The following is a 17,783-nucleotide window of genomic DNA, read 5'->3' on the forward strand; positions in this document are numbered from 1 at the left end:
GCGCCATCGAGCGTCGGCACTCTCTCCACCCCCCGCATCCGCGCTCCCGTAAAGGACAAACGTGGCAGCCCTGTCCATAATCAGCCGTACGGCATCACGCCGTGGCGTCCGCGCCCTCGGCGTCGTCGCCGCCTCCGCGGCCCTGGCGCTCAGCGCCTCGGGTTCCGCCCTCGCCTGCAACATCGGCGAGTTCTCCGCCGAAGCCATCTGCGACGGGGACAACGGTGTCATCACCGTCACCGACGTGGACCCCGCCGGCGTCCCGGCCACCGTCACCGTCACCCTGAAGAGCACCGGCGAGCAGGTCGGCCAGGAGACGGTCAAGGGCTCCAAGGAGGGCACCACCGTCTCCTTCGCCGTGGACTGGAAGCCGAACACCGAGTACCGCGTGCACGTCAAGGCCGACCGGTACGTCGACGAGTACATCAAGCCGGACGTCACGACCCCGTCGACCCCGTGCAAGACCGAGGAGACCCCGTCTCCGACGCCGACCCCGTCGGAGAGCTCCTCCACCCCGTCCGACGAGTCCCCGGCGCCCGAGCCGTCCACGTCGGCGCCCGCTCCGTCGCAGCCGGAGAGCAGCGCCCCGGCGGCCGCGCCGAGCGAGAACGCCCCGTCCCCTGCGGCCGGTGACTCCAACCTCGCCGAGACCGGTGCCAACTCCAACACCGGCATGATCGCCGGTATCGCGGCGGCCCTGGTCGTCGTCGGTGGCGGCGCCGTCTTCTTCGGCCTGCGCCGTCGCGGAGCGAACAGCAACGGCTGACGCCCGCACCCCGCTCGCGCACCGCGGTGGCCCGTCCCTTTCCGGGACGGGCCACCGTCGTGTCAGCCGAACGAGGTCCGCTCCAGCCAGAACTCCAGCAACTCCCGCTCCCCGAGCACCTCGAGACCGGGGGCGTCCAGCGGCAGCCTGCGGTAGAAGGCGAGCAGGACGTCCGTAAGAGGCCCCCGCAGAGCGACGGTCGCCTTCTCGTGGCCGCGGCGCCAGGTGAAGCCGTCCTCACCGAACTCGATCGTCCTCCCCCAGCCTTCGGCCGGGGGGACCCCCACCTCGCTTCGCTCGGCGTTCGGCCCGGGAGCCGCGTCGGTGGCGTGCAGATGGATGCTCAGGCCGGGCCCGCGCAGTTCGCCGGCCTCGGGGTCCGTGCCGGTCCGCTGCGCGAAGCGCACGAGCTCGAGCCACTCGTCGATCGCGTCGGCGGCCACGTCCGGCGCGACCCGGTAGGGCCGTCCGGCGGTGAGGACGGCGTCCGCGCGGTGGACGGTGACCTCGTGCGTCATCCGGCGCGCCCAGAAGCCCGCGTCGTGCCTCGGGCCCCACGACCACACCTTCGCGTCCGGCCCGGCCTCGCGCAGCGCGCCGACGACCGTGTCGCCCGACTCCGCCAGCCAGGCGCCCAGTGCGCCGGCGTCGTTCCGGGCATCGGGCCCTGCCGCGCCCGGCACCCGCTCGTCGGGGACGTCCTCCCGGGCCCGGGTGCGCACCAGCAGAGCCGCCCACCGCAGGGCGCCACCCGTGTGCCGGACCAGGTCCTCCAAGGACCAGTCCGGGCAGGTCGGGACGGTGGCGCAGAGGTCGGTGCCGGAGACCACCAGGTCCCTCAACTGCCGGACCTGGTGGGCGATCTCGTCGCAGTAGCGCTCGTGTGCCGGTGACGTCATGCCGGGCATCCTAGAAGCGGGACGATCACCCGAGCACGACGATTTCCGCCCCGTCGAACTCCACCCCGACCGCGTCCCCGACCTCCGGCGCGTCCCGCAGTGCGCACGCCGCCTCCAGGCGGGGCGCGTCCTGCGGCTGGAGGTGCACGGCGACGTGGGTGCCGCGGAAGGTGCGGGCCGTGACCGTGCAGCGCAGGCCCTCGTCGGCGAGGACGACGCGGACCCCGGCCGGCCGTACGAGCACCGTCCGCGTGCCCTGCGGGGCGCCCTCGGGGACCGGCACCTTGCCCCACGGGGTGTCCGCGGCCTGTCCGGTGACGGACGCCTCGGCCACGTTGTCGAAGCCGAGGAAGCGGGCCACGAAGGCGTCGGCGGGCCGCTGCCACACCTCCAGGGGCGTCCCCGACTGGGCGATCCGCCCCTCCCGCATCACCACGACCCGGTCGGCGAGCGCGAACGCCTCGCCCTGGTCGTGCGTCACGGCGAGCACCGTGGTGCCCAACCGCCCGAACAGCTCCCGGAGTTCGACCACGAGACGCTCCCGCAGCGAGCGGTCCAGCTGGCCGAGCGGCTCGTCCAGCATCAGCAGCCGGGGGCGGGGCGCGAGGGCGCGGGCCAGCGCCACCCGCTGCTGCTCCCCGCCGGAGAGCGCGGCGACGGACCGGCGGGCGGCGCCCGGCAGTCCGACCAGTTCCAGCAACTCCGCCACCCGCGTCCGCTGCTCGGTCCGGGACGCGCCGCGCATCCGTGGTCCGAAGGCGACGTTCCCGGCCACGTCGCGCTGCGGGAACAGCTGGTGGTCCTGGAACATCAGCCCGAGCTCACGCCGGTGCGCGGGCACTCCCGACTGATCCCGCCCGTCCAGCGTCACCCGTCCGGCGTCCAGCGGCTGGAGTCCGGCGACCGCCCGCAGCAGCGTCGACTTGCCGCTGCCGCTGGGCCCGAGCACGCACACCACCTCGTGCTCGGCGACCTCGAGGTCGACGGCGTCGAGCACGGCCCGCCCACCGAAGCGGACGGTGGCGCCTTCAAGACCCAGCAGGCTCGGCGGCATGTCAGAACTCCCCGCTCCGGTCGGTCCGCAGTCGCTCCAGCACCACCAGGGCCACGGCGCACACCAGCATCAGAATCGTCGAAAGGGCCATCGCCTGGCCGTAGTTCATGTCCCCGGGCCGGCCGAGCAGCCGCGCCACGGCCACCGGCAGGGTGGGGTTGTCCGGCCGCGCGATGAACACGGTCGCCCCGAACTCCCCCAGCGACACCGCGAAGGCGAACCCGGCCGCGACCAGCAGCGCCCTCCGCACCATGGGCAGGTCCACCTCGCGCCACACCCGCCACGGCGACGCGCCCAGCACCGCCGCCGCCTCCCGCAGCCGCCCGTCCACGGCCCGCAGCACCGGCAGCACGGTCCGTACGACGAAGGGGACGCCCACCAGCGCCTGCGCGAGCGGCACCAGGATCCAGGAGGACCTAAGGTCCAGCGGGGGTTCGTCCAGCGCGATCAGGAATCCGAAGCCGACCGTCACGGCCGACACCCCGAGCGGCAGCATCAGCAGCGCGTCGAAGCCGCGCACGAAACGGCCCGCGTCGCGCCGGGTGAGCGCGGTCGCGGCCAGCGCGCCGATCACCACGGCGATGGCGGTGGCGGCGACGGCGTACTGGAGCGAGTTGCCGATCGCCTCGATCGGCGGGACGAGGAAGGCACCGCCGTCCTCGTCGGCCAGCGCCCGGTAGTAGCCGAAGCCGGACGCGCCCAGCGACCGCTGCACGAGCACCGCCAGTGGCAGCACCAGCAGCACGAGCACGATGCCGAGGACCCCGGCGAGCAGCGCCCACTGCCCGGCTCCGCGCGGCCGGCGCGCGGTGGTGGACGCGTCCACCAGCCGCAGAGCCGTCTCCCGCCGCCGTACGGTCCAGGCGTGCACGGCGAGGATCGCGGCGACGGCCGCGAACTGGACCATCGTCAGCACGGCGGCCGTGGACAGGTCGAAGAGCTGCGAGGTCTGGCGGTAGATCTCCACCTCCAGGGTGGAGAAGGTGGGCCCGCCGAGGATCTGGACGACGCCGAAGGAGGTGAAGGTGAACAGGAAGACCATCAGCGCGGCGGCGGCCACGGCGGGCGCCAGCGCGGGCAACGTGACCTGCCGCCAGGCCCGAAGCCGGGAGGCGCCGAGCATCCGCGCCGCCTCCTCCTGCCGCGGGTCGAGCTGCGCCCACAGGCCGCCGACGGTGCGGACGACGACGGCGTAGTTGAAGAAGACGTGCGCGAGCAGGATCGCCCACACCGTGGTGTCCAGGCGTACGCCCCACAGCTCGTCCAGCAGCCCGCCGCGCCCGACCAGGGCCAGGAACGCCGTACCGACCACGACCGTGGGCAGCACGAACGGCACGGTCACCACGGCCCGCAGCAGCTGCTTGCCGGGGAAGTCGAAGCGGGCGAAGACGTACGCGCCGGGCAGCGCGACCAGCAGGGTGAGCGCGGTGGACGCGAGCGCCTGCCAGCCGGTGAACCACAGGACGTGCCGCACGTCGGACTGCGCGAGCACCTCCCCGATCCGCCCGAGCCGCCAGACCCCGTCGGTCTTCAGTCCGCGGGCGACGATCGCGGCGACGGGATAGGCGAAGAACACCGCGAAGAACGCGACGGGCACGGCCATGAGGCCGAGCCGAGCCGCGCCGCCGCGCGCGGTCCGCGCCGGCCTCACCGGCCCTCCTACCGCCTGCTTCACCGCCCGCGTCCTTTCGTGGCTCACTTCAGTACGAGCGAGGTCCACGACTTGACCCACTGGTCACGGTTGTCGGCGATCTTCGCCGGGTCCAGGGTCTGCGGGTCCTTCGCCTGCGACCCGAACTTCGTGAACACCTCGGGGACCCGCGCGCCCTCCCGCACCGGGTGGACGAACATGTTCAGCGGCATGTCCTCCTGGAAGTCCTTGCTCAGCAGGAAGTCGAGGAGTGCCTTGCCGCCCTCGGGGTTCCCGGCGTTGCTGAGCAGGCCGGCGTACTCGGTCTGGCGGAAGCAGGTGCCGTCGGCGACACCCGTCGGAGCGGTGGCTGGCTGCGGGTCGGCGTAGACGACCTCGACGGGCGGGGAAGAGGCGTAGGAGACGACGAGGGGGCGGTCGCCCTTGGCCTTCTTGCCGCCGGCCGAGCCGGAGAACTCCTCGTTGTACGCCTGCTCCCAGCCGTCGACGACCTTGACCCCGTTCGCCTTGAGCTTCTTCCAGTAGCCCTCCCACCCTCCCCCACTCTCGGCTCCGTTCGAGCGGGAGGTGCCCCCATCGCCGTACTTGGCGGCGGTGCCGAGCAGGAAGCCCAGGCCGGGCGAGGACGTGCCGGCGTTCTCGGTGACGAGCAGGTTTTTGTACTCGGGCTCGACCAGGTCGTCGAAGGACTTCGGCGGGGTCAGGCCGTGCCGGTCGAAGTACGCCTTGTCGTAGTTGACGCAGATGTCGCCGGTGTCGATCGGAGTGACCCGGTGCTCCTCCCGGTCCGCCTGGTACCCGGCGGGCACCCGGTCCAGGCCCTTGGCCTCGTACGGCTGGAACAGGCCGTTGTCGAGGGCGCGGGACAGCAGGGTGTTGTCGACGCCGAAGAAGACGTCGCCCTGCGGGTTGTCCTTGGTCAGGATGGCCTTGTTCACGGCCTGCCCGGCGTCGCCGTCCTCCAGGACCTTGACCTTGTAGCCGGAGCTCTTCTCGAAGGCGGCGATGACGTCCTTGGACGCGGCCCACGAGTCGTGGCTGACCAGGGTCACGGTCTTGGAGTCGCCGGAGCCGCTGCCGCCGGCGTCGCCGGACGACGATCCGCAGGCGGCCAGCGTGCCGACCATGCCGAGTCCGACGGCCAGGACACTGACCTTCTTGGTGATGCTCACTGGATTCCTCCTGGGTGACCAGGAGAAGACGCGGCCCCGCCCGGGCCTCTCGCGAGGGTCCCGGGCAGGGCGCAACAGCTCGAGTGGTGACCGATCTCCCTACCCAGAATGACCTGGGCCAGGTTCGGAGGGTCTGCGGCCGGTGCCGCACTCTCAGCGCTGTGGCGCTCCCCTGTCGGAATATGAAGATGTGACTGTGCTGACGTACTTCCGCCGGTCAGGTTACCGCTCGCTCGCGGCCAGCTGACCACACGCCCCGTCGATCTCCTGCCCACGGGTGTCCCGGATGGTCACCGGCACACCGTGCGCGGCGATCGCCTCCACGAACGCCTTCTCGTCCTCGGGCCGCGATGCGGTCCACTTGGAGCCCGGCGTGGGGTTGAGCGGGATCAGGTTCACGTGCACGGGCCTGCCCTTGAGCAGCCGCCCGAGACGGTCACCGCGCCATGCCTGGTCGTTGATGTCGCGGATCAGCGCGTACTCGATGGACAGCCGGCGCCCGGACTTCGCCGCGTACTCGAACCCGGCGTCCAGCACCTCGCGCACCTTCCACCGCGTGTTGACGGGCACGAGGGTGTCGCGCAGCTCGTCGTCGGGGGCGTGCAGGGAGATGGCGAGGCGGCACTTGAAGCCCTCGCCGGTGAAGCGGTGGATGGCGGGGACGAGACCGACCGTGGAGACGGTGATCCCGCGCTGGGAGAGTCCCAGCCCGTCCGGCTCGGGGTCGGTGAGCCGGCGGATGGCGCCCACGACCCGGTTGTAGTTGGCGAGGGGCTCGCCCATGCCCATGAACACGATGTTGCTGAGCCGCGCGGGACCGCCGGGGACCTCGCCGTCCCTGAGGGCCCGCATGCCGTCCACGATCTGGTGCACGATCTCGGCGGTCGACAGGTTCCGGTCCAGGCCGGCCTGGCCGGTGGCGCAGAACGGGCAGTTCATGCCGCAGCCGGCCTGGGAGCTGATGCACATGGTCACCCGGTCCGGGTAGCGCATGAGGACGGACTCGACCAGCGTCCCGTCGAACAGCTTCCACAGCGTCTTGCGGGTGGTCCCCTGGTCGGTGGACAGGTGCCGCACGACCGTCATCAGCTCGGGCAGCAGCGCTTCCCTGAGCCCCTCCCGCGCACCGGCGGGGATGTCGGTCCACTGCTCGGGGTCGTGCGCGTACCGCGCGAAGTAGTGCTGCGAGAGCTGCTTCGCACGGAACGGCTTCTCACCGATCGCGGCGACAGCCTCCTTGCGCTCGGCAGGCGTGAGATCGGCAAGGTGCCGCGGCGGCTTCTTGGCTCCGCGCGGCGCGACGAATGTGAGTTCTCCGGGCTTAGGCATGGCTGTACCAGTGTCGCAGATCGACTCCGGGGCCCGGGCCGGTGCGGGGTGGGGGTGGTCACCCGTGCGTGCCGGCTGTCGGCGCCCGTCGTCCTCCGGCGGCCCGGGGACGGCCCAGGTGCGGTCGCGTTCGAGAGGGGAGTCACCCCCTGTCCGCGCCCTCCAAGAGACAGCCCGGGCACAAGCATGCCGACGATCGCAGTGTTCTCCGCTTACGCCTTCAGCCAGGTGACCCAGGTCGGCAGGGCCTCGCGCATCACGGCCATCGCGTTCACCGATTCCCTGAGTCTCTGAGCGAAACCGGCCCGGTACGCCGGACTCCCGCCCCGGTGACCACAGGCCACCCACAGCTCCCAGGCCGCCACTCCCACGTGTCCGGCGAACATGCCGGTGAACGCCGACTCGTCGACCGCCCCGGATGAGGGGGCGCTTGATCCTGCTTCCGGCTGGTTCGGCAGTTCCGATCGCGTGACCTGCGGCGCCCGCGAGTGGGACCCGGTCATGGCCGCGACCGGGTCCCTCACCCGCTCCCCGCACGCCTAGCCGCAGGCACAGCCCGCGGCCTCCGGGGCCTCCCCGGCGGTCCGACCGGTGCAGCAGCCGTCACCGCCGGCGCCGGGGGCGGCGTCGGGGGCGGCGCTCTTGCCGAGGGTGTCGGCGTCGGCCTTCACGACGTAGACCTCCCAGGGCTCCTTCCCGGGGCCGTGCACCCACACCTTGTCCTGGCGGGCGTAGCAGCAGGAGGTGTCGTTCTCCTCGAAGGTGGCCAGGCCGGCGTCCTTGAGGCGGGTGGCGGCCGCGGTGACCCGGTCGGTGGACTCGACCTCCACGCCGAGGTGGTCCAGCCGGGTCTCCTCGCCTGGCTCGCCCTCGATCAGGACGAGCTTGAGCGGGGGTTCGGCGATGGCGAAGTTGGCGTAGCCCTCGCGCCGCTTGGCCGGGTCGGTGCCGAACAGCTTCGAGTAGAAGGTGATCGACGCTTCCAGGTCGCTGACACGCAGGGCGAGCTGAGCGCGGGACATGGCAGGGCTCCCATCGGTTTGTTTCGATGTCCTTCGATGCAAGATTGCGCGTTGCATCGAGGGATGTCAACATAGAGGCATGTCGAATCAAGACGTCGTGATGCTCGGCGGGACCGACGAGCCGGGGTCCTGCTGCCCCGGGCTGCTGACCGCTCCCTTGGACGAGGACCAGGCCGTGGACCTGGCGAAGGTGTTCAAGGCACTGGGTGACCCGGTGCGGCTGCGCCTGCTGTCGATCATCGCCTCCCGGGCGGGCGGTGAGGTGTGCGTCTGTGATCTGACCCCGGCCTTCGACCTGTCCCAGCCGACGATCTCGCACCACCTGAAGCTGCTGCGGCAGGCCGGACTCATCGACTGCGAACGGCGCGGCACGTGGGTCTACTACTGGCTGGTCCCGGAGACGACCGACCGGCTGGCGGGCATCCTGTCCCGCCCCATGGGGGAGCCTCTGCCCGATCGCACCGCGTCGGCCGGGGCCGCTTCGTGAGCACTGCCGCACCTGAGCGGGGCGTGGCGGGGCGCCTTTCCTTCCTGGACCGCTTCCTCGCCGTCTGGATCCTGGCCGCCATGGCCGCCGGACTGGGCCTGGGCCGCCTGGTCCCGGGCCTGGGTGATGCACTGGCCGAGGTGACCGTGACGGGGGTGTCCCTGCCGATCGCCCTGGGACTTCTCGTGATGATGTATCCGGTGCTGGCCAAGGTCCGCTACGACCGCCTCGACACCGTCACACGCGACCGCCGTCTCCTGCTGCCGTCCCTGCTGCTCAACTGGATCATCGGCCCGGCGCTCATGTTCGCCCTGGCCTGGCTGCTCCTGCCGGACCTGCCCGCCTACCGCACCGGGCTGATCATCGTCGGCCTGGCCCGCTGCATCGCCATGGTCGTCATCTGGAACGACCTCGCCTGCGGCCACCGCGAAGCCGCAGCCGTCCTCGTCGCCCTGAACTCCGTCTTCCAGGTCATCGCGTTCTCGGCACTCGGCTGGTTCTACCTCTCCGCCCTGCCCGGGTGGCTCGGCCTGGAACAGACCGGCCTGGACGTCTCCGTGTGGGAGATCACCCGCAGCGTGCTCGTCTTCCTCGGCATCCCGCTCGCGGCCGGCTACCTCACCCGGCGCATCGGCGAGCGAACCAAGGGCCGCACCTGGTACGAAGCCACGCTCATCCCGCGCATCGGCCCCTTCGCCCTGTACGGGCTGCTCTTCACGATCGTCATCCTCTTCGCGCTGCAAGGCGACGCCATCACCTCGCAGCCCCTGGACGTCGCCCGCATCGCCCTGCCGCTTCTGGCCTACTTCGCGATCATGTGGGCCGGATCAATGCTCCTGGGACGCGCCGTCGGCCTGGACCACCCGCGTGCGACGACGCTGGCCTTCACGGCTGCGGGCAACAACTTCGAACTGGCCATCGCGGTCGCCATCGCCACCTTCGGCGCCTCCTCCGGGCAGGCCCTCGCCGGCGTCGTCGGCCCCCTCATCGAAGTGCCCGTACTGATCGGCCTCGTGTACGTCGCCCTGCACGCGCGCCGCTGCTTCGCCACCCCGGCCACCGCCCCCGCGCCCCAGGAAGACGCCGCCCATGCCTGACACCGCCGCCCCGTCCGTCCTGTTCGTCTGCGTCCACAACGCCGGACGCTCGCAGATGGCCGCCGCCTTCCTCACCCACCTCGCGGGGGACCGCGTCCAGGTCCGCTCCGCCGGCTCCGCTCCCGCCGACACCGTCAACCCGGCCGTCGTCGAGGCCATGGCGGAGGTGGGCATCGACATCGCCGCCGAGGTGCCCAAGGTGCTCACGACCGACGCGGTCCAGGCGTCCGACGTCGTGATCACGATGGGCTGCGGCGACACCTGCCCCGTCTTTCCCGGGAAGCGGTACCTCGACTGGGACCTCCCCGACCCGGCCGGGCAAGGGGTCGAAGCCGTCCGCCCGATCCGCGACGCGATCGAGAAACGCGTCCGCGACCTGGTCGACGAGGCGAACCTCTCCGGGGCGTCGTCGGCCGGACCGGCGGATCCGAGCGCCGACCGTCAGCGCCGCCCCTGAGCAGGACGGAACGGCCCGTACGCCCGCTACGCGCGGCTGCGTGAGACCAACGCCGTCCACTACGACGAGCGGGGTCGGCGCATGGATCGTCACGCGGTACGAGGACGTGGAGCGGATCCTGCGCGACGCCTCGTTCTCGTCGGTGATCACGCCGGGCGCCGCCGAGCACACCCGTGACACCCGGCACCTGTACGCATTCGTCCACTCCAGCCTCGTCCTTCTCCGACCCTCCCGACCACACGCGGCTGCTTTCCCTGGTGAGCCGTGCCTTCACACCGGCGCGGGTGGGACGGCTGCGGCCGTGGGGCCCGTAGGGACGGGCGGGCCGCCCCGGAACGCACCGCGCCCCTCCCGCGGGGGCGGCCACGAGTCGTGCGGCCGCGGATGCGGAAGGGGCGGGGGCGCCGGTACGCCGGCGGCGGCCGGCCCGGCGTCAGCCGGATCCGACGAAGATCACCAGCAGCAGCCACACCACCGGCGCCGTCGGCAGCAGGGAGTCCAGCCGGTCCATGATGCCGCCGTGGCCCGGCAGGAGGGTGCCCATGTCCTTGATGCCGAGGTCGCGCTTGATCATGGACTCGCCGAGGTCGCCCAGGGTGGCGCTGACGGCGACGGCGAGGCCGAGCAGCAGACCCTGCCACCAGGTGCCGTCGTCGATCAGGAACTGCGTGCACAGCGCGCCCGCCGCCATCGCGAACCCCACCGCGCCCAGCAGGCCCTCGCGGGTCTTGCCGGGGCTGATGCGGGGGGCGAGCTTCTTCCTGCCGAAACGCCAGCCGACGGCGTACGCCCCGGTGTCGCTGACCACCGTCAGTATCAGGAAGACCAGGACCCGCCAGGCACCGTCGTCCGCCATCAGCATCATGGTGACGAACGTGGCCAGGAACGGTACGTAGAACGCGGCGAAGAGGCCGGCCGTGACGTCCCTCAGATAACCCTCGGGGGGCTCCGTCATCCGCCAGACCAGGACCGCGAGCGCCGTGAGCGCCATGGCGACCCACGCCCCCTCGGCGCCCCGGGCGTAGCCGGCGACCACCATCGCCGCACCGCCGACGGCGAGCGGCACGAGGGGCGCCTTGATCCCCTTGCGCTCCTCCAGCCGCTTGGTCAGCTCCCACAGGCCCACCACGACAGCGACCACGACCACACCGACGAAGACGGCCTTCACCACGAACAGCGACGCGATGATCACCACGCCGAGGCCGACGCCGACTCCTATCGCGGACCCCAGGTCGCGCCCCGCGCTCTTCTTCTGCGGCGGCGGGGAGTGCGCCGGCTGCGGGGCGTCGGGCATGGGCTCCGGATTCTGCGGCACCACCGCATACGGCTGCGCCGGCGGGGGCTGGTCGCGGTACGGCTCGTCGCGAGCGGGCTGGGCGTGGAACGGCTCGTCCCGGAACAAGGGACCGCTCAGCCGAGCGGTCCCCTGGTCGTCGTCCTGGTCACCGCCGTGTTCGGGTACGTCGGGCACGATGGGCATGGGGCGAGTCTGCTGCGCGTAGTGCGCATCGTACGCGGGACCCGCCGGGTCGGCGCCCTGGGCGGGTCCCCGGTCGGACGGCCCCCAGTACCCGGCTTGTGGCGGCGCTCCCCAGGAAGAGTCGTTCATCAGACCTCGAGCAGCTCCGCTTCCTTGTGCTTCAGGAGCTCGTCCACCTGTGCGACGTACTTGGCGGTGGTGTCGTCGAGCTCCTTCTCCGCACGGCGGCCCTCGTCCTCGCCGACGTCGCCGTCCTTGACCATCTTGTCGATGCCGTCCTTGGCCTTGCGGCGCACGGAGCGGATCGAGACCTTGGCGTCCTCGCCCTTGGCCTTGGCGACCTTGATGTACTCGCGGCGACGCTCCTCGGTGAGCTCGGGGAACGTCACCCGGATGATGTTGCCGTCGTTGCTCGGGTTGACGCCCAGGTCGGAGTCGCGGATCGCCTGCTCGATGTTGCGCAGGGCGCTCTTGTCGAAGGGCGTCACGACGGCCATGCGCGGCTCGGGCACGGAGAACGAGGCCAGCTGGTTGATCGGCGTCAGCGCGCCGTAGTAGTCGGCCACGATCTTGTTGAACATCGCCGGGTGCGCACGGCCGGTGCGGATCGCGGCGAAGTCCTCCTTGGCGACCACGACGGCCTTCTCCATCTTCTCCTCGGCCTCGAGGAGGGTCTCTTCGATCACCACTTGCTCCTGCGTGTCTTGAGTAGGCCCGGCTGCGGTTCCCTGGGGACGGCGGCCGGCTGCGTCGCGTTCTTCCTGCACGGTTCCCGACCGGTGGGACATTGTCCATCCCCCGGCCCGGTCCCGTCCCGTCCGTCCCCCGGACAGGGGGCGTCCGCGGACGGGGGTGTTCTCCGGTCAGTCCCGGCTGCCCTGGTCCCCCACGAGCGTGCCGATCTTCTCACCCTTGACGGCGCGGGCGATATTGCCCTCCTTCAGCAGCTCGAACACCACGATCGGGAGGCTGTTGTCGCGGCAGAGGGTGACGGCCGTGGCGTCGGCGACCTTCAGCTCGCGGGTGATGACCTCGCCGTAGCCGAGCGCGTCGAACTTCACCGCGTCCGGGTTGGTCTTGGGGTCGGAGTCGTAGACACCGTCCACGCCGTTCTTGCCCATGAGCAGGGCCTCGGCGTCGATCTCGAGGGCACGCTGGGCGGCGGTGGTGTCGGTGGAGAAGTAGGGCATGCCCATCCCGGCGCCGAAGATGACCACGCGCCCCTTCTCCAGGTGGCGCACGGCGCGCAGCGGGATGTACGGCTCGGCCACCTGGCCCATGGTGATGGCGGTCTGCACGCGGCAGTCGACGCCCTCCTTCTCCAGGAAGTCCTGGAGGGCCAGGCAGTTCATCACGGTGCCGAGCATGCCCATGTAGTCGGAGCGGGCCCGGTCCATGCCGCGCATCTGCAGCTCGGCGCCGCGGAAGAAGTTGCCGCCGCCGATGACGATCGCGATCTCGGCGCCGTCCCGGACGACGGCCGCGATCTCACGGGCGATGGCGTGCACCACGTCGGGGTCGACGCCCAGGCCCCCACCGCCGGAGAAGGCCTCTCCGGACAGCTTCAGCATGAAGCGGCCGCGTACTTTGCCGTCGTCGCTCTTCTCGGCCTTGGTGGTCATGGAGATCTCGCCTCTTTTACGTGGGTCACACACACGAAGAAGGCCACTGCCGGTGGGGGCGTGTTTCGCATCCCATACGCGGCAATGGCCTCCTCGTCAGATCTGCTGTCGTCCGCCGCCACGCGCGTGTACGCAACGGCATACGCGAACGGCGCCGACGACTGCTGTCGACCCTACCGGGGTCGCACGTCCGTCGCGGTACGGACTCAGATGCCGACCTTGATGCGCGAGAAGCGCTTCAGGCTGACACCGGCCTCTTCCAGCACCTTCTGGACGGACTTCTTGTTGTCCAGGGCGTAGGGCTGGCCGAGCAGGGTGGCGTCCTTGAAGAAGCCGTTGAGGCGACCCTCGACGATCTTCGGCAGGGCGGCCTCGGGCTTGCCCTCGGCGCGGGTGGTCTCCTCGGCGACGCGGCGCTCGGACTCGACGACGTCGGCCGGCACGTCCTCCTTGGAGAGGTACTTCGGCGCGAAGGCGGCGATGTGCTGGGCGACGCCCTTGGCGATCTCGGCGTTCGGCTTGTCCAGCTCGACGAGGACACCGATCTGCGGGGGCAGGTCGGGCATCGTGCGGTGCATGTACGCGGTCACGAAGCCGCCGGAGAACTGCGCGAAGCGGTCCAGGACGATCTTCTCGCCGAGGTTGGCGTTGGCCTCGTCCACGTACGCCTGGACGGTCTTGCCGGCCTCGATCTCCGAGGCGAGCAGGGCCTCCAGGTCGGCCGGGGCGACCTTGGCGACGTGCTCGGCGATGGTCTTGGCGACGGTCTGGAACTTCTCGCCCTTGGCGACGAAGTCCGTCTCGCACTTCAGCTCGACGAGGACACCCGAGGTGTTGTCGTCGGCGATGATCGAGACGACGGCGCCGTTCTCGGCAGAGCGGCCCTCGCGCTTGGCGACGCCCTTCTGACCCTTGATGCGGAGCGCCTCGACGGCCTTCTCAACGCTGCCCTCGGCCTCGTCCAGCGCCTTCTTGCAGTCCATCATGCCGGCGCCGGTGAGCTCGCGGAGCTTCTTGACGTCGGCGGCGGTGTAGTTCGCCATGATTCCGGAATCTCTCTCGAAGTCTGAAGATCTACGGGCCGGACGGCGGGGGCTTCGTGGGCCCCCGCCGTCCGGCACCCGAAGGTGGTGAGGGGTCAGGCCTGCTCGGCGTCCGCGGCCGGAGCCTCGGTGGCCGGAGCCTCGGCGGCGGCCTCCTCGGCGGCGGGCTCCTCGGCGGCAGGGGCCTCGGCAGCCGGAGCCTCGGCGGGCTTCTCGGCGGTCTCGGCGTCGTCCTTCTTCTCGGCCTTCTCGCCCTCGAGCAGGTCGCGCTCCCACTCGGCGAGCGGCTCGCCGGCGGCCTTCTCGCCCTTGGCGCCACCGGCGGCACCGGAGCGGGCGATGAGGCCCTCGGCGACGGCGTCGGCGATCACGCGGGTGAGCAGGGTGACGGAGCGGATCGCGTCGTCGTTGCCCGGGATCTTGTAGTCGACCTCGTCGGGGTCGCAGTTGGTGTCGAGGATGGCGACGACCGGGATGTTGAGCTTCCGGGCCTCGCCGACCGCGATGTGCTCCTTCTTGGTGTCCACGATCCAGACGGCGCTGGGCACCTTGGACATCTCGCGGATACCGCCGAGGGTCTTCTCCAGCTTGGCCTTCTCGCGGGAGAGGACCAGCAGCTCCTTCTTGGTGAGGCCGGAGGCGGCCACGTCCTCGAAGTCGATCTGCTCGAGCTCCTTCAGGCGCTGCAGGCGCTTGTAGACGGTCGAGAAGTTGGTGAGCATGCCGCCCAGCCAGCGCTGGTTGACGTAGGGCATGCCGACGCGGGTGGCCTGCTCGGCGATGGCCTCCTGCGCCTGCTTCTTCGTGCCGACGAACATGACCGTGCCGCCGTGGGCGACGGTCTCCTTGACGAACTCGTAGGCGCGGTCGATGTACGACAGCGACTGGAGCAGGTCGATGATGTAGATGCCGTTGCGCTCCGTGAAGATGAAGCGCTTCATCTTCGGGTTCCAACGGCGGGTCTGGTGACCGAAGTGGACGCCGCTTTCCAGCAGCTCCCGCATCGTGACGACGGCCATGGCCGTATCTCCTTGATTTTCTCGGTTGTGCCGCGCGAGCCGGACGGCTCCCGCGCCTGACGCCCGGATGCGCCTGCCGCAAGGGACCGAGGGGCGCTGACACGGACCGGTAAGGGCCTCGTGTCGGGGCGTGCGAAGTCGACCCGGTGACCCGGATCGCCACCAGAAGTGTACGGGACCCGCGGGGTACCGGGTGACGCGGCTGTCCACAACCGGAGCGCGGTCCACAGGGCGGCGCGGCGACGGGCTCCGGCGCGGCACGGTGCTCGTATGCGAACGACGCGATGGACGAGTGCGCGCAGGTGGCCGGTGATGCTGCTGGCCGGTCTGACGCTGCTGACCGGGGGGCCACCGCACCCGGCGCCGGCAGTGGCCGCGGAGGCGGGGCGGAGGGGGCCGGCCGGGTCGGCGGCACCGGGGCCGGAGGCGGCGCGAACGGCTCCCGAGGGTGCACGGAGGCTGCTGCCGGAGGCGATGCCGGACCCTGTGGCGCCGGACCCTGTGGTGCCGGATCTGGCCCGCTACTGGCCGGTCGGCGACCGGCCCGCGGTCGTCCGGGGCTGGGAGCCCCCGGCGACGCCGTACGGACCGGGCCACCGCGGCGTGGACCTCGCCGCGGCGGGCGGGACTCCGGTGCGGGCGGTGGCCGCGGGGCGGGTGTCGTTCGCGGGGCCGGTGGGGGGCCGGGGCGTGGTCTCGCTGGAGCTGGCGGGGACGGGTGAGCCGCCCCTGCGCACGACGTACGCATCCGTCGGGCCGACGGTGGAGAAGGGCGACCGGGTCGCGGCCGGCGACGTGCTCGGCACGGTGCGGCCGGCTGGCTCGCACTGCCCGGCATGTCTGCACTGGGGCCTGCTGCGGGGCGAGGTCTATCTCGATCCGCTGTCCCTGCTCCCGCCGTGGCTGCTGGACACGGGCCCGTCGAGGCTGCTGCCGGTCCTCGGGGTGCCGCTGCCCGGCCGCACCGAGGTCAGCCCCGCACTCCCCGCAGCGCCATGGAGACCGCCGCCCGCGTGATCGCCTCGGGTTCCTCCGCCGCGCCCAGCTCGATCCGGCGCACGGCCGCGTCCACGACGCCCTGGAGGAGCATCGCCGCCAGCCGCGGCTGCTCGTGCCCCATCTCTCCCAGCGCCTCGACGATCATCGCGACCAGCCCACCGTGCGCCGCCCGGATCTTCTCCCGCGCGCCGGCGTCCAGCTCGCTCGCGGAGATGGCCACGACGGCCCGGTGCCGCCGGTCCCCGACCAGGTCGAGCTGGCTGCGCACATACGCCTCGACCTTGGCCTCGGGAGCCGTCTCGCGCTCCATCGCCGCCTCGACCTCCGCCGCCCAGACGGGGAAGTCGACGGCGCACAGCTCCTCGACCACGGCCGCCCGCGACCGGAAGTACTCGTAGACGGACGACCGGGCGAGACCCGTCCGCTCGGCGAGGGCGGGGAAGGTCAGCGCCTCCGTCCCGCCGTCGGACAGCAGGGATCGTGCCGCGTCCAGCAGGGCGGCACGCTGCATCGACCGGTGCTCGGCCACAGAGGCCGCTCGAATCCTTGGCACGTCACCACTTTACGGACGCGGCACCCGGTACGGGAGTCACTCACCCGGCCGCACGACCGCCCGGCCGGGTCACCGGCGGCGCCGATCCGCCTTCGGGTGACCGGGTCAGCGGCCGAAACCGGCCAGCTTGGCGCGCAGTTGCAGCACGGACTTGGTGTGGATCTGGCTGACCCTGCTCTCGGTCACACCCAGTACGTTGCCGATCTCGGCGAGCGTGAGGCCCTCGTAGTAGTACAGCGTGACGACGGTCTTCTCGCGTTCCGGCAGTGTGTTGATCGCCCGGGCCAGCAGCCGGCGCAGCTCCCGGCCCTCGGCGACCTCCACCGGGTTGTCGGCGGCGGTGTCCTCCAGCGTGTCCATCAAACTCAGCCGGTCGCCGCCCTCGCTGCCCGCGTGCAGCAGCTCCTCCAGGGCCACCACGTTGGCCAGGGACAGCTGGCTGAAAACCGCGTGGAGGTCCTCCACCGCGATCCCCATCTCCGCGGCCACCTCGCTCTCCGACGGGGTGCGGCGCAGCCGTGCCTCCAGCGTCGCGTACGCGCGCTCGACGTTGCGCGCCTTCTGGCGCACCGACCGCGGGATCCAGTCCAGGGCGCGCAGTTCGTCGATCATCGCGCCGCGGATCCGGGTGATCGCGTACGTCTCGAACTTGATCTCGCGGTCGACGTCGAACTTCTCGATGGCGTCGATCAGGCCGAACACTCCGGAGGAGACGAAGTCGGCCTGCTCGACATTGGACGGCAGTCCCACGCTGACCCGGCCCGCCACGTACTTCACGAGGGGCGAGTAGTGCAGGATCAGCTGTTCCCGCAGCCGCTCGTCGCCGGTCGCCTTGTACGACCGCCACAGCTCGTCGAGTGTCGAGGGGGCGGACGGTCGCACGCTGCCACCGTCGCGGGCGGCTGGGGGGATCGCCGCCCGGTCGGACCCGGAGGTGTGCTGGGGCATTCGTCGCCTAGTGCCGTTTCTGCCGTGTCGTGGTCTGTCTGAGGCCGCCGGTCTGCTCTCTGGTCGTCGCCCCGTGGTCGGCCGTCCGCGTGGGGCTCCGTGAGCGTAGCGTGACTGAGCCGTCGCGGTGTGCGAAGGAGAGGGTGGTGACCCTACGCAGATACGTTCCGCTGAACGCTCCGCAG

General features: G+C 71.4%; 19 protein-coding genes and 1 riboswitch. Of the genes, 5 read left to right on the top strand and 14 right to left on the bottom strand.

Annotated features, from left to right (window positions below; translation table 11 throughout):
* Positions 1-61: 61 nt before the first annotated feature.
* The gene (locus EV562_RS26850; protein ID WP_133889446.1) at positions 62-766 is read left to right on the top strand and encodes an LAETG motif-containing sortase-dependent surface protein; all 705 of its coding nucleotides are present in this window, start codon (positions 62-64) and stop codon (positions 764-766) included.
* Positions 767-828: 62 nt separating this feature from the next.
* On the opposite strand, the gene EV562_RS26855 is transcribed toward EV562_RS26850, so the two are convergent.
* The 7 genes from EV562_RS26855 to EV562_RS26885 form a co-directional block, all read right to left on the bottom strand.
* Complete coding sequence (locus EV562_RS26855) at positions 829-1,665, bottom strand: maleylpyruvate isomerase family mycothiol-dependent enzyme (protein WP_133889447.1); 837 nt, start codon at positions 1,663-1,665, stop codon at positions 829-831.
* 25 nt (positions 1,666-1,690) lie between these two features.
* Positions 1,691-2,719 carry an ABC transporter ATP-binding protein gene (locus EV562_RS26860; RefSeq protein WP_133889448.1) on the bottom strand — a complete coding sequence of 343 codons (1,029 nt, stop codon included), beginning with the start codon at positions 2,717-2,719 and terminating at the stop codon, positions 1,691-1,693.
* A 1-nt stretch (position 2,720) separates the two neighbouring features.
* Positions 2,721-4,322 carry an iron ABC transporter permease gene (locus EV562_RS26865; protein ID WP_133889449.1) on the bottom strand — a complete coding sequence of 534 codons (1,602 nt, stop codon included), beginning with the start codon at positions 4,320-4,322 and terminating at the stop codon, positions 2,721-2,723.
* Between the two features lie 92 nt (positions 4,323-4,414).
* Positions 4,415-5,542, bottom strand: a complete 1,128-nt coding sequence (locus EV562_RS26870; protein WP_166662009.1) for a thiamine ABC transporter substrate-binding protein — start codon at positions 5,540-5,542, stop codon at positions 4,415-4,417.
* Between the two features lie 78 nt (positions 5,543-5,620).
* Positions 5,621-5,726: riboswitch (TPP riboswitch) on the bottom strand.
* Between the two features lie 38 nt (positions 5,727-5,764).
* Positions 5,765-6,871: a 23S rRNA (adenine(2503)-C(2))-methyltransferase RlmN gene (gene rlmN / locus EV562_RS26875; protein WP_133889450.1), complete on the bottom strand. Its 1,107-nt coding sequence runs from the start codon at positions 6,869-6,871 to the stop codon at positions 5,765-5,767.
* Between the two features lie 212 nt (positions 6,872-7,083).
* Positions 7,084-7,374: a hypothetical protein gene (locus EV562_RS26880; RefSeq protein ID WP_133889451.1), complete on the bottom strand. Its 291-nt coding sequence runs from the start codon at positions 7,372-7,374 to the stop codon at positions 7,084-7,086.
* A gap of 36 nt (positions 7,375-7,410) precedes the next feature.
* Positions 7,411-7,893 carry an ArsI/CadI family heavy metal resistance metalloenzyme gene (locus tag EV562_RS26885; RefSeq protein WP_133889452.1) on the bottom strand — a complete coding sequence of 161 codons (483 nt, stop codon included), beginning with the start codon at positions 7,891-7,893 and terminating at the stop codon, positions 7,411-7,413.
* A gap of 79 nt (positions 7,894-7,972) precedes the next feature.
* On the opposite strand from EV562_RS26885, the gene EV562_RS26890 reads away from it, so the two are divergent.
* The 3 genes from EV562_RS26890 to EV562_RS26900 are packed head-to-tail and all read left to right on the top strand — an operon-like array spanning position 7,973 to position 9,934.
* The gene (locus tag EV562_RS26890) at positions 7,973-8,380 is read left to right on the top strand and encodes a metalloregulator ArsR/SmtB family transcription factor (protein WP_133889453.1); all 408 of its coding nucleotides are present in this window, start codon (positions 7,973-7,975) and stop codon (positions 8,378-8,380) included.
* The gene (arsB, locus tag EV562_RS26895; protein ID WP_279588514.1) at positions 8,377-9,477 is read left to right on the top strand and encodes an ACR3 family arsenite efflux transporter; all 1,101 of its coding nucleotides are present in this window, start codon (positions 8,377-8,379) and stop codon (positions 9,475-9,477) included. The genes EV562_RS26890 and arsB overlap by 4 nt, the downstream gene beginning before the upstream one ends.
* Positions 9,470-9,934 carry an arsenate reductase ArsC gene (locus EV562_RS26900; protein WP_133889454.1) on the top strand — a complete coding sequence of 155 codons (465 nt, stop codon included), beginning with the start codon at positions 9,470-9,472 and terminating at the stop codon, positions 9,932-9,934. Before arsB ends, EV562_RS26900 begins: the two co-directional genes overlap by 8 nt.
* 433 nt (positions 9,935-10,367) lie before the next feature.
* Here the strand turns inward: EV562_RS26900 and EV562_RS26905 are convergent, their stop codons facing one another.
* The 5 genes from EV562_RS26905 to rpsB form a co-directional block, all read right to left on the bottom strand.
* Positions 10,368-11,543 (bottom strand): phosphatidate cytidylyltransferase, encoded by a 1,176-nt coding sequence (locus EV562_RS26905; RefSeq protein ID WP_133889455.1) that lies wholly within the window; start codon positions 11,541-11,543, stop codon positions 10,368-10,370.
* Positions 11,543-12,100 (bottom strand): ribosome recycling factor, encoded by a 558-nt coding sequence (gene frr, locus EV562_RS26910; protein ID WP_133889456.1) that lies wholly within the window; start codon positions 12,098-12,100, stop codon positions 11,543-11,545. The genes EV562_RS26905 and frr overlap by 1 nt, the downstream gene beginning before the upstream one ends.
* A gap of 177 nt (positions 12,101-12,277) precedes the next feature.
* On the bottom strand, positions 12,278-13,036 hold the full coding sequence (gene pyrH, locus EV562_RS26915; RefSeq protein ID WP_133889457.1) for a UMP kinase: 759 nt from the start codon (positions 13,034-13,036) through the stop codon (positions 12,278-12,280).
* A 206-nt stretch (positions 13,037-13,242) separates the two neighbouring features.
* Complete coding sequence (tsf, locus tag EV562_RS26920) at positions 13,243-14,079, bottom strand: translation elongation factor Ts (RefSeq protein ID WP_133889458.1); 837 nt, start codon at positions 14,077-14,079, stop codon at positions 13,243-13,245.
* 95 nt (positions 14,080-14,174) lie between these two features.
* Positions 14,175-15,098, bottom strand: coding sequence for a 30S ribosomal protein S2 (gene rpsB / locus EV562_RS26925; RefSeq protein WP_133889459.1), 924 nt, complete (start codon positions 15,096-15,098; stop codon positions 14,175-14,177).
* A gap of 474 nt (positions 15,099-15,572) precedes the next feature.
* Between rpsB and EV562_RS26930 the strand changes: the two genes are divergently transcribed.
* Positions 15,573-16,115 (top strand): M23 family metallopeptidase, encoded by a 543-nt coding sequence (locus tag EV562_RS26930; protein WP_133889460.1) that lies wholly within the window; start codon positions 15,573-15,575, stop codon positions 16,113-16,115.
* Here the strand turns inward: EV562_RS26930 and EV562_RS26935 are convergent.
* Positions 16,069-16,626 (bottom strand): TetR/AcrR family transcriptional regulator, encoded by a 558-nt coding sequence (locus EV562_RS26935; RefSeq protein ID WP_133889604.1) that lies wholly within the window; start codon positions 16,624-16,626, stop codon positions 16,069-16,071. The genes EV562_RS26930 and EV562_RS26935 overlap by 47 nt on opposite strands.
* A 129-nt stretch (positions 16,627-16,755) precedes the next feature.
* Positions 16,756-17,598, bottom strand: coding sequence for an RNA polymerase sigma factor WhiG (gene whiG, locus EV562_RS26940; RefSeq protein WP_133889461.1), 843 nt, complete (start codon positions 17,596-17,598; stop codon positions 16,756-16,758).
* Positions 17,599-17,783: the final 185 nt, after the last annotated feature.

This window comes from Streptomyces sp. BK208 (assembly GCF_004364245.1).
Lineage (GTDB): Bacteria > Actinomycetota > Actinomycetes > Streptomycetales > Streptomycetaceae > Streptomyces.

What these genes read in the sequence shown, in the direction of transcription:
- EV562_RS26855 (WP_133889447.1), bottom strand. Translation starts at nt 1,665, where the DNA reads ATGACGTCACCGGCACACGAGCGCTACTGCGACGAGATCGCCCACCAG.
- pyrH (WP_133889457.1), bottom strand. Translation starts at nt 13,036, where the DNA reads ATGACCACCAAGGCCGAGAAGAGCGACGACGGCAAAGTACGCGGCCGC.
- rlmN (WP_133889450.1), bottom strand. Translation starts at nt 6,871, where the DNA reads ATGCCTAAGCCCGGAGAACTCACATTCGTCGCGCCGCGCGGAGCCAAG.
- EV562_RS26880 (WP_133889451.1), bottom strand. Translation starts at nt 7,374, where the DNA reads ATGACCGGGTCCCACTCGCGGGCGCCGCAGGTCACGCGATCGGAACTG.
- EV562_RS26890 (WP_133889453.1), top strand. Translation starts at nt 7,973, where the DNA reads ATGTCGAATCAAGACGTCGTGATGCTCGGCGGGACCGACGAGCCGGGG.
- EV562_RS26885 (WP_133889452.1), bottom strand. Translation starts at nt 7,893, where the DNA reads ATGTCCCGCGCTCAGCTCGCCCTGCGTGTCAGCGACCTGGAAGCGTCG.
- whiG (WP_133889461.1), bottom strand. Translation starts at nt 17,598, where the DNA reads ATGCCCCAGCACACCTCCGGGTCCGACCGGGCGGCGATCCCCCCAGCC.
- EV562_RS26860 (WP_133889448.1), bottom strand. Translation starts at nt 2,719, where the DNA reads ATGCCGCCGAGCCTGCTGGGTCTTGAAGGCGCCACCGTCCGCTTCGGT.
- tsf (WP_133889458.1), bottom strand. Translation starts at nt 14,079, where the DNA reads ATGGCGAACTACACCGCCGCCGACGTCAAGAAGCTCCGCGAGCTCACC.
- rpsB (WP_133889459.1), bottom strand. Translation starts at nt 15,098, where the DNA reads ATGGCCGTCGTCACGATGCGGGAGCTGCTGGAAAGCGGCGTCCACTTC.
- EV562_RS26905 (WP_133889455.1), bottom strand. Translation starts at nt 11,543, where the DNA reads ATGAACGACTCTTCCTGGGGAGCGCCGCCACAAGCCGGGTACTGGGGG.
- EV562_RS26930 (WP_133889460.1), top strand. Translation starts at nt 15,573, where the DNA reads ATGCCGGACCCTGTGGCGCCGGACCCTGTGGTGCCGGATCTGGCCCGC.
- EV562_RS26865 (WP_133889449.1), bottom strand. Translation starts at nt 4,322, where the DNA reads ATGGCCGTGCCCGTCGCGTTCTTCGCGGTGTTCTTCGCCTATCCCGTC.
- EV562_RS26900 (WP_133889454.1), top strand. Translation starts at nt 9,470, where the DNA reads ATGCCTGACACCGCCGCCCCGTCCGTCCTGTTCGTCTGCGTCCACAAC.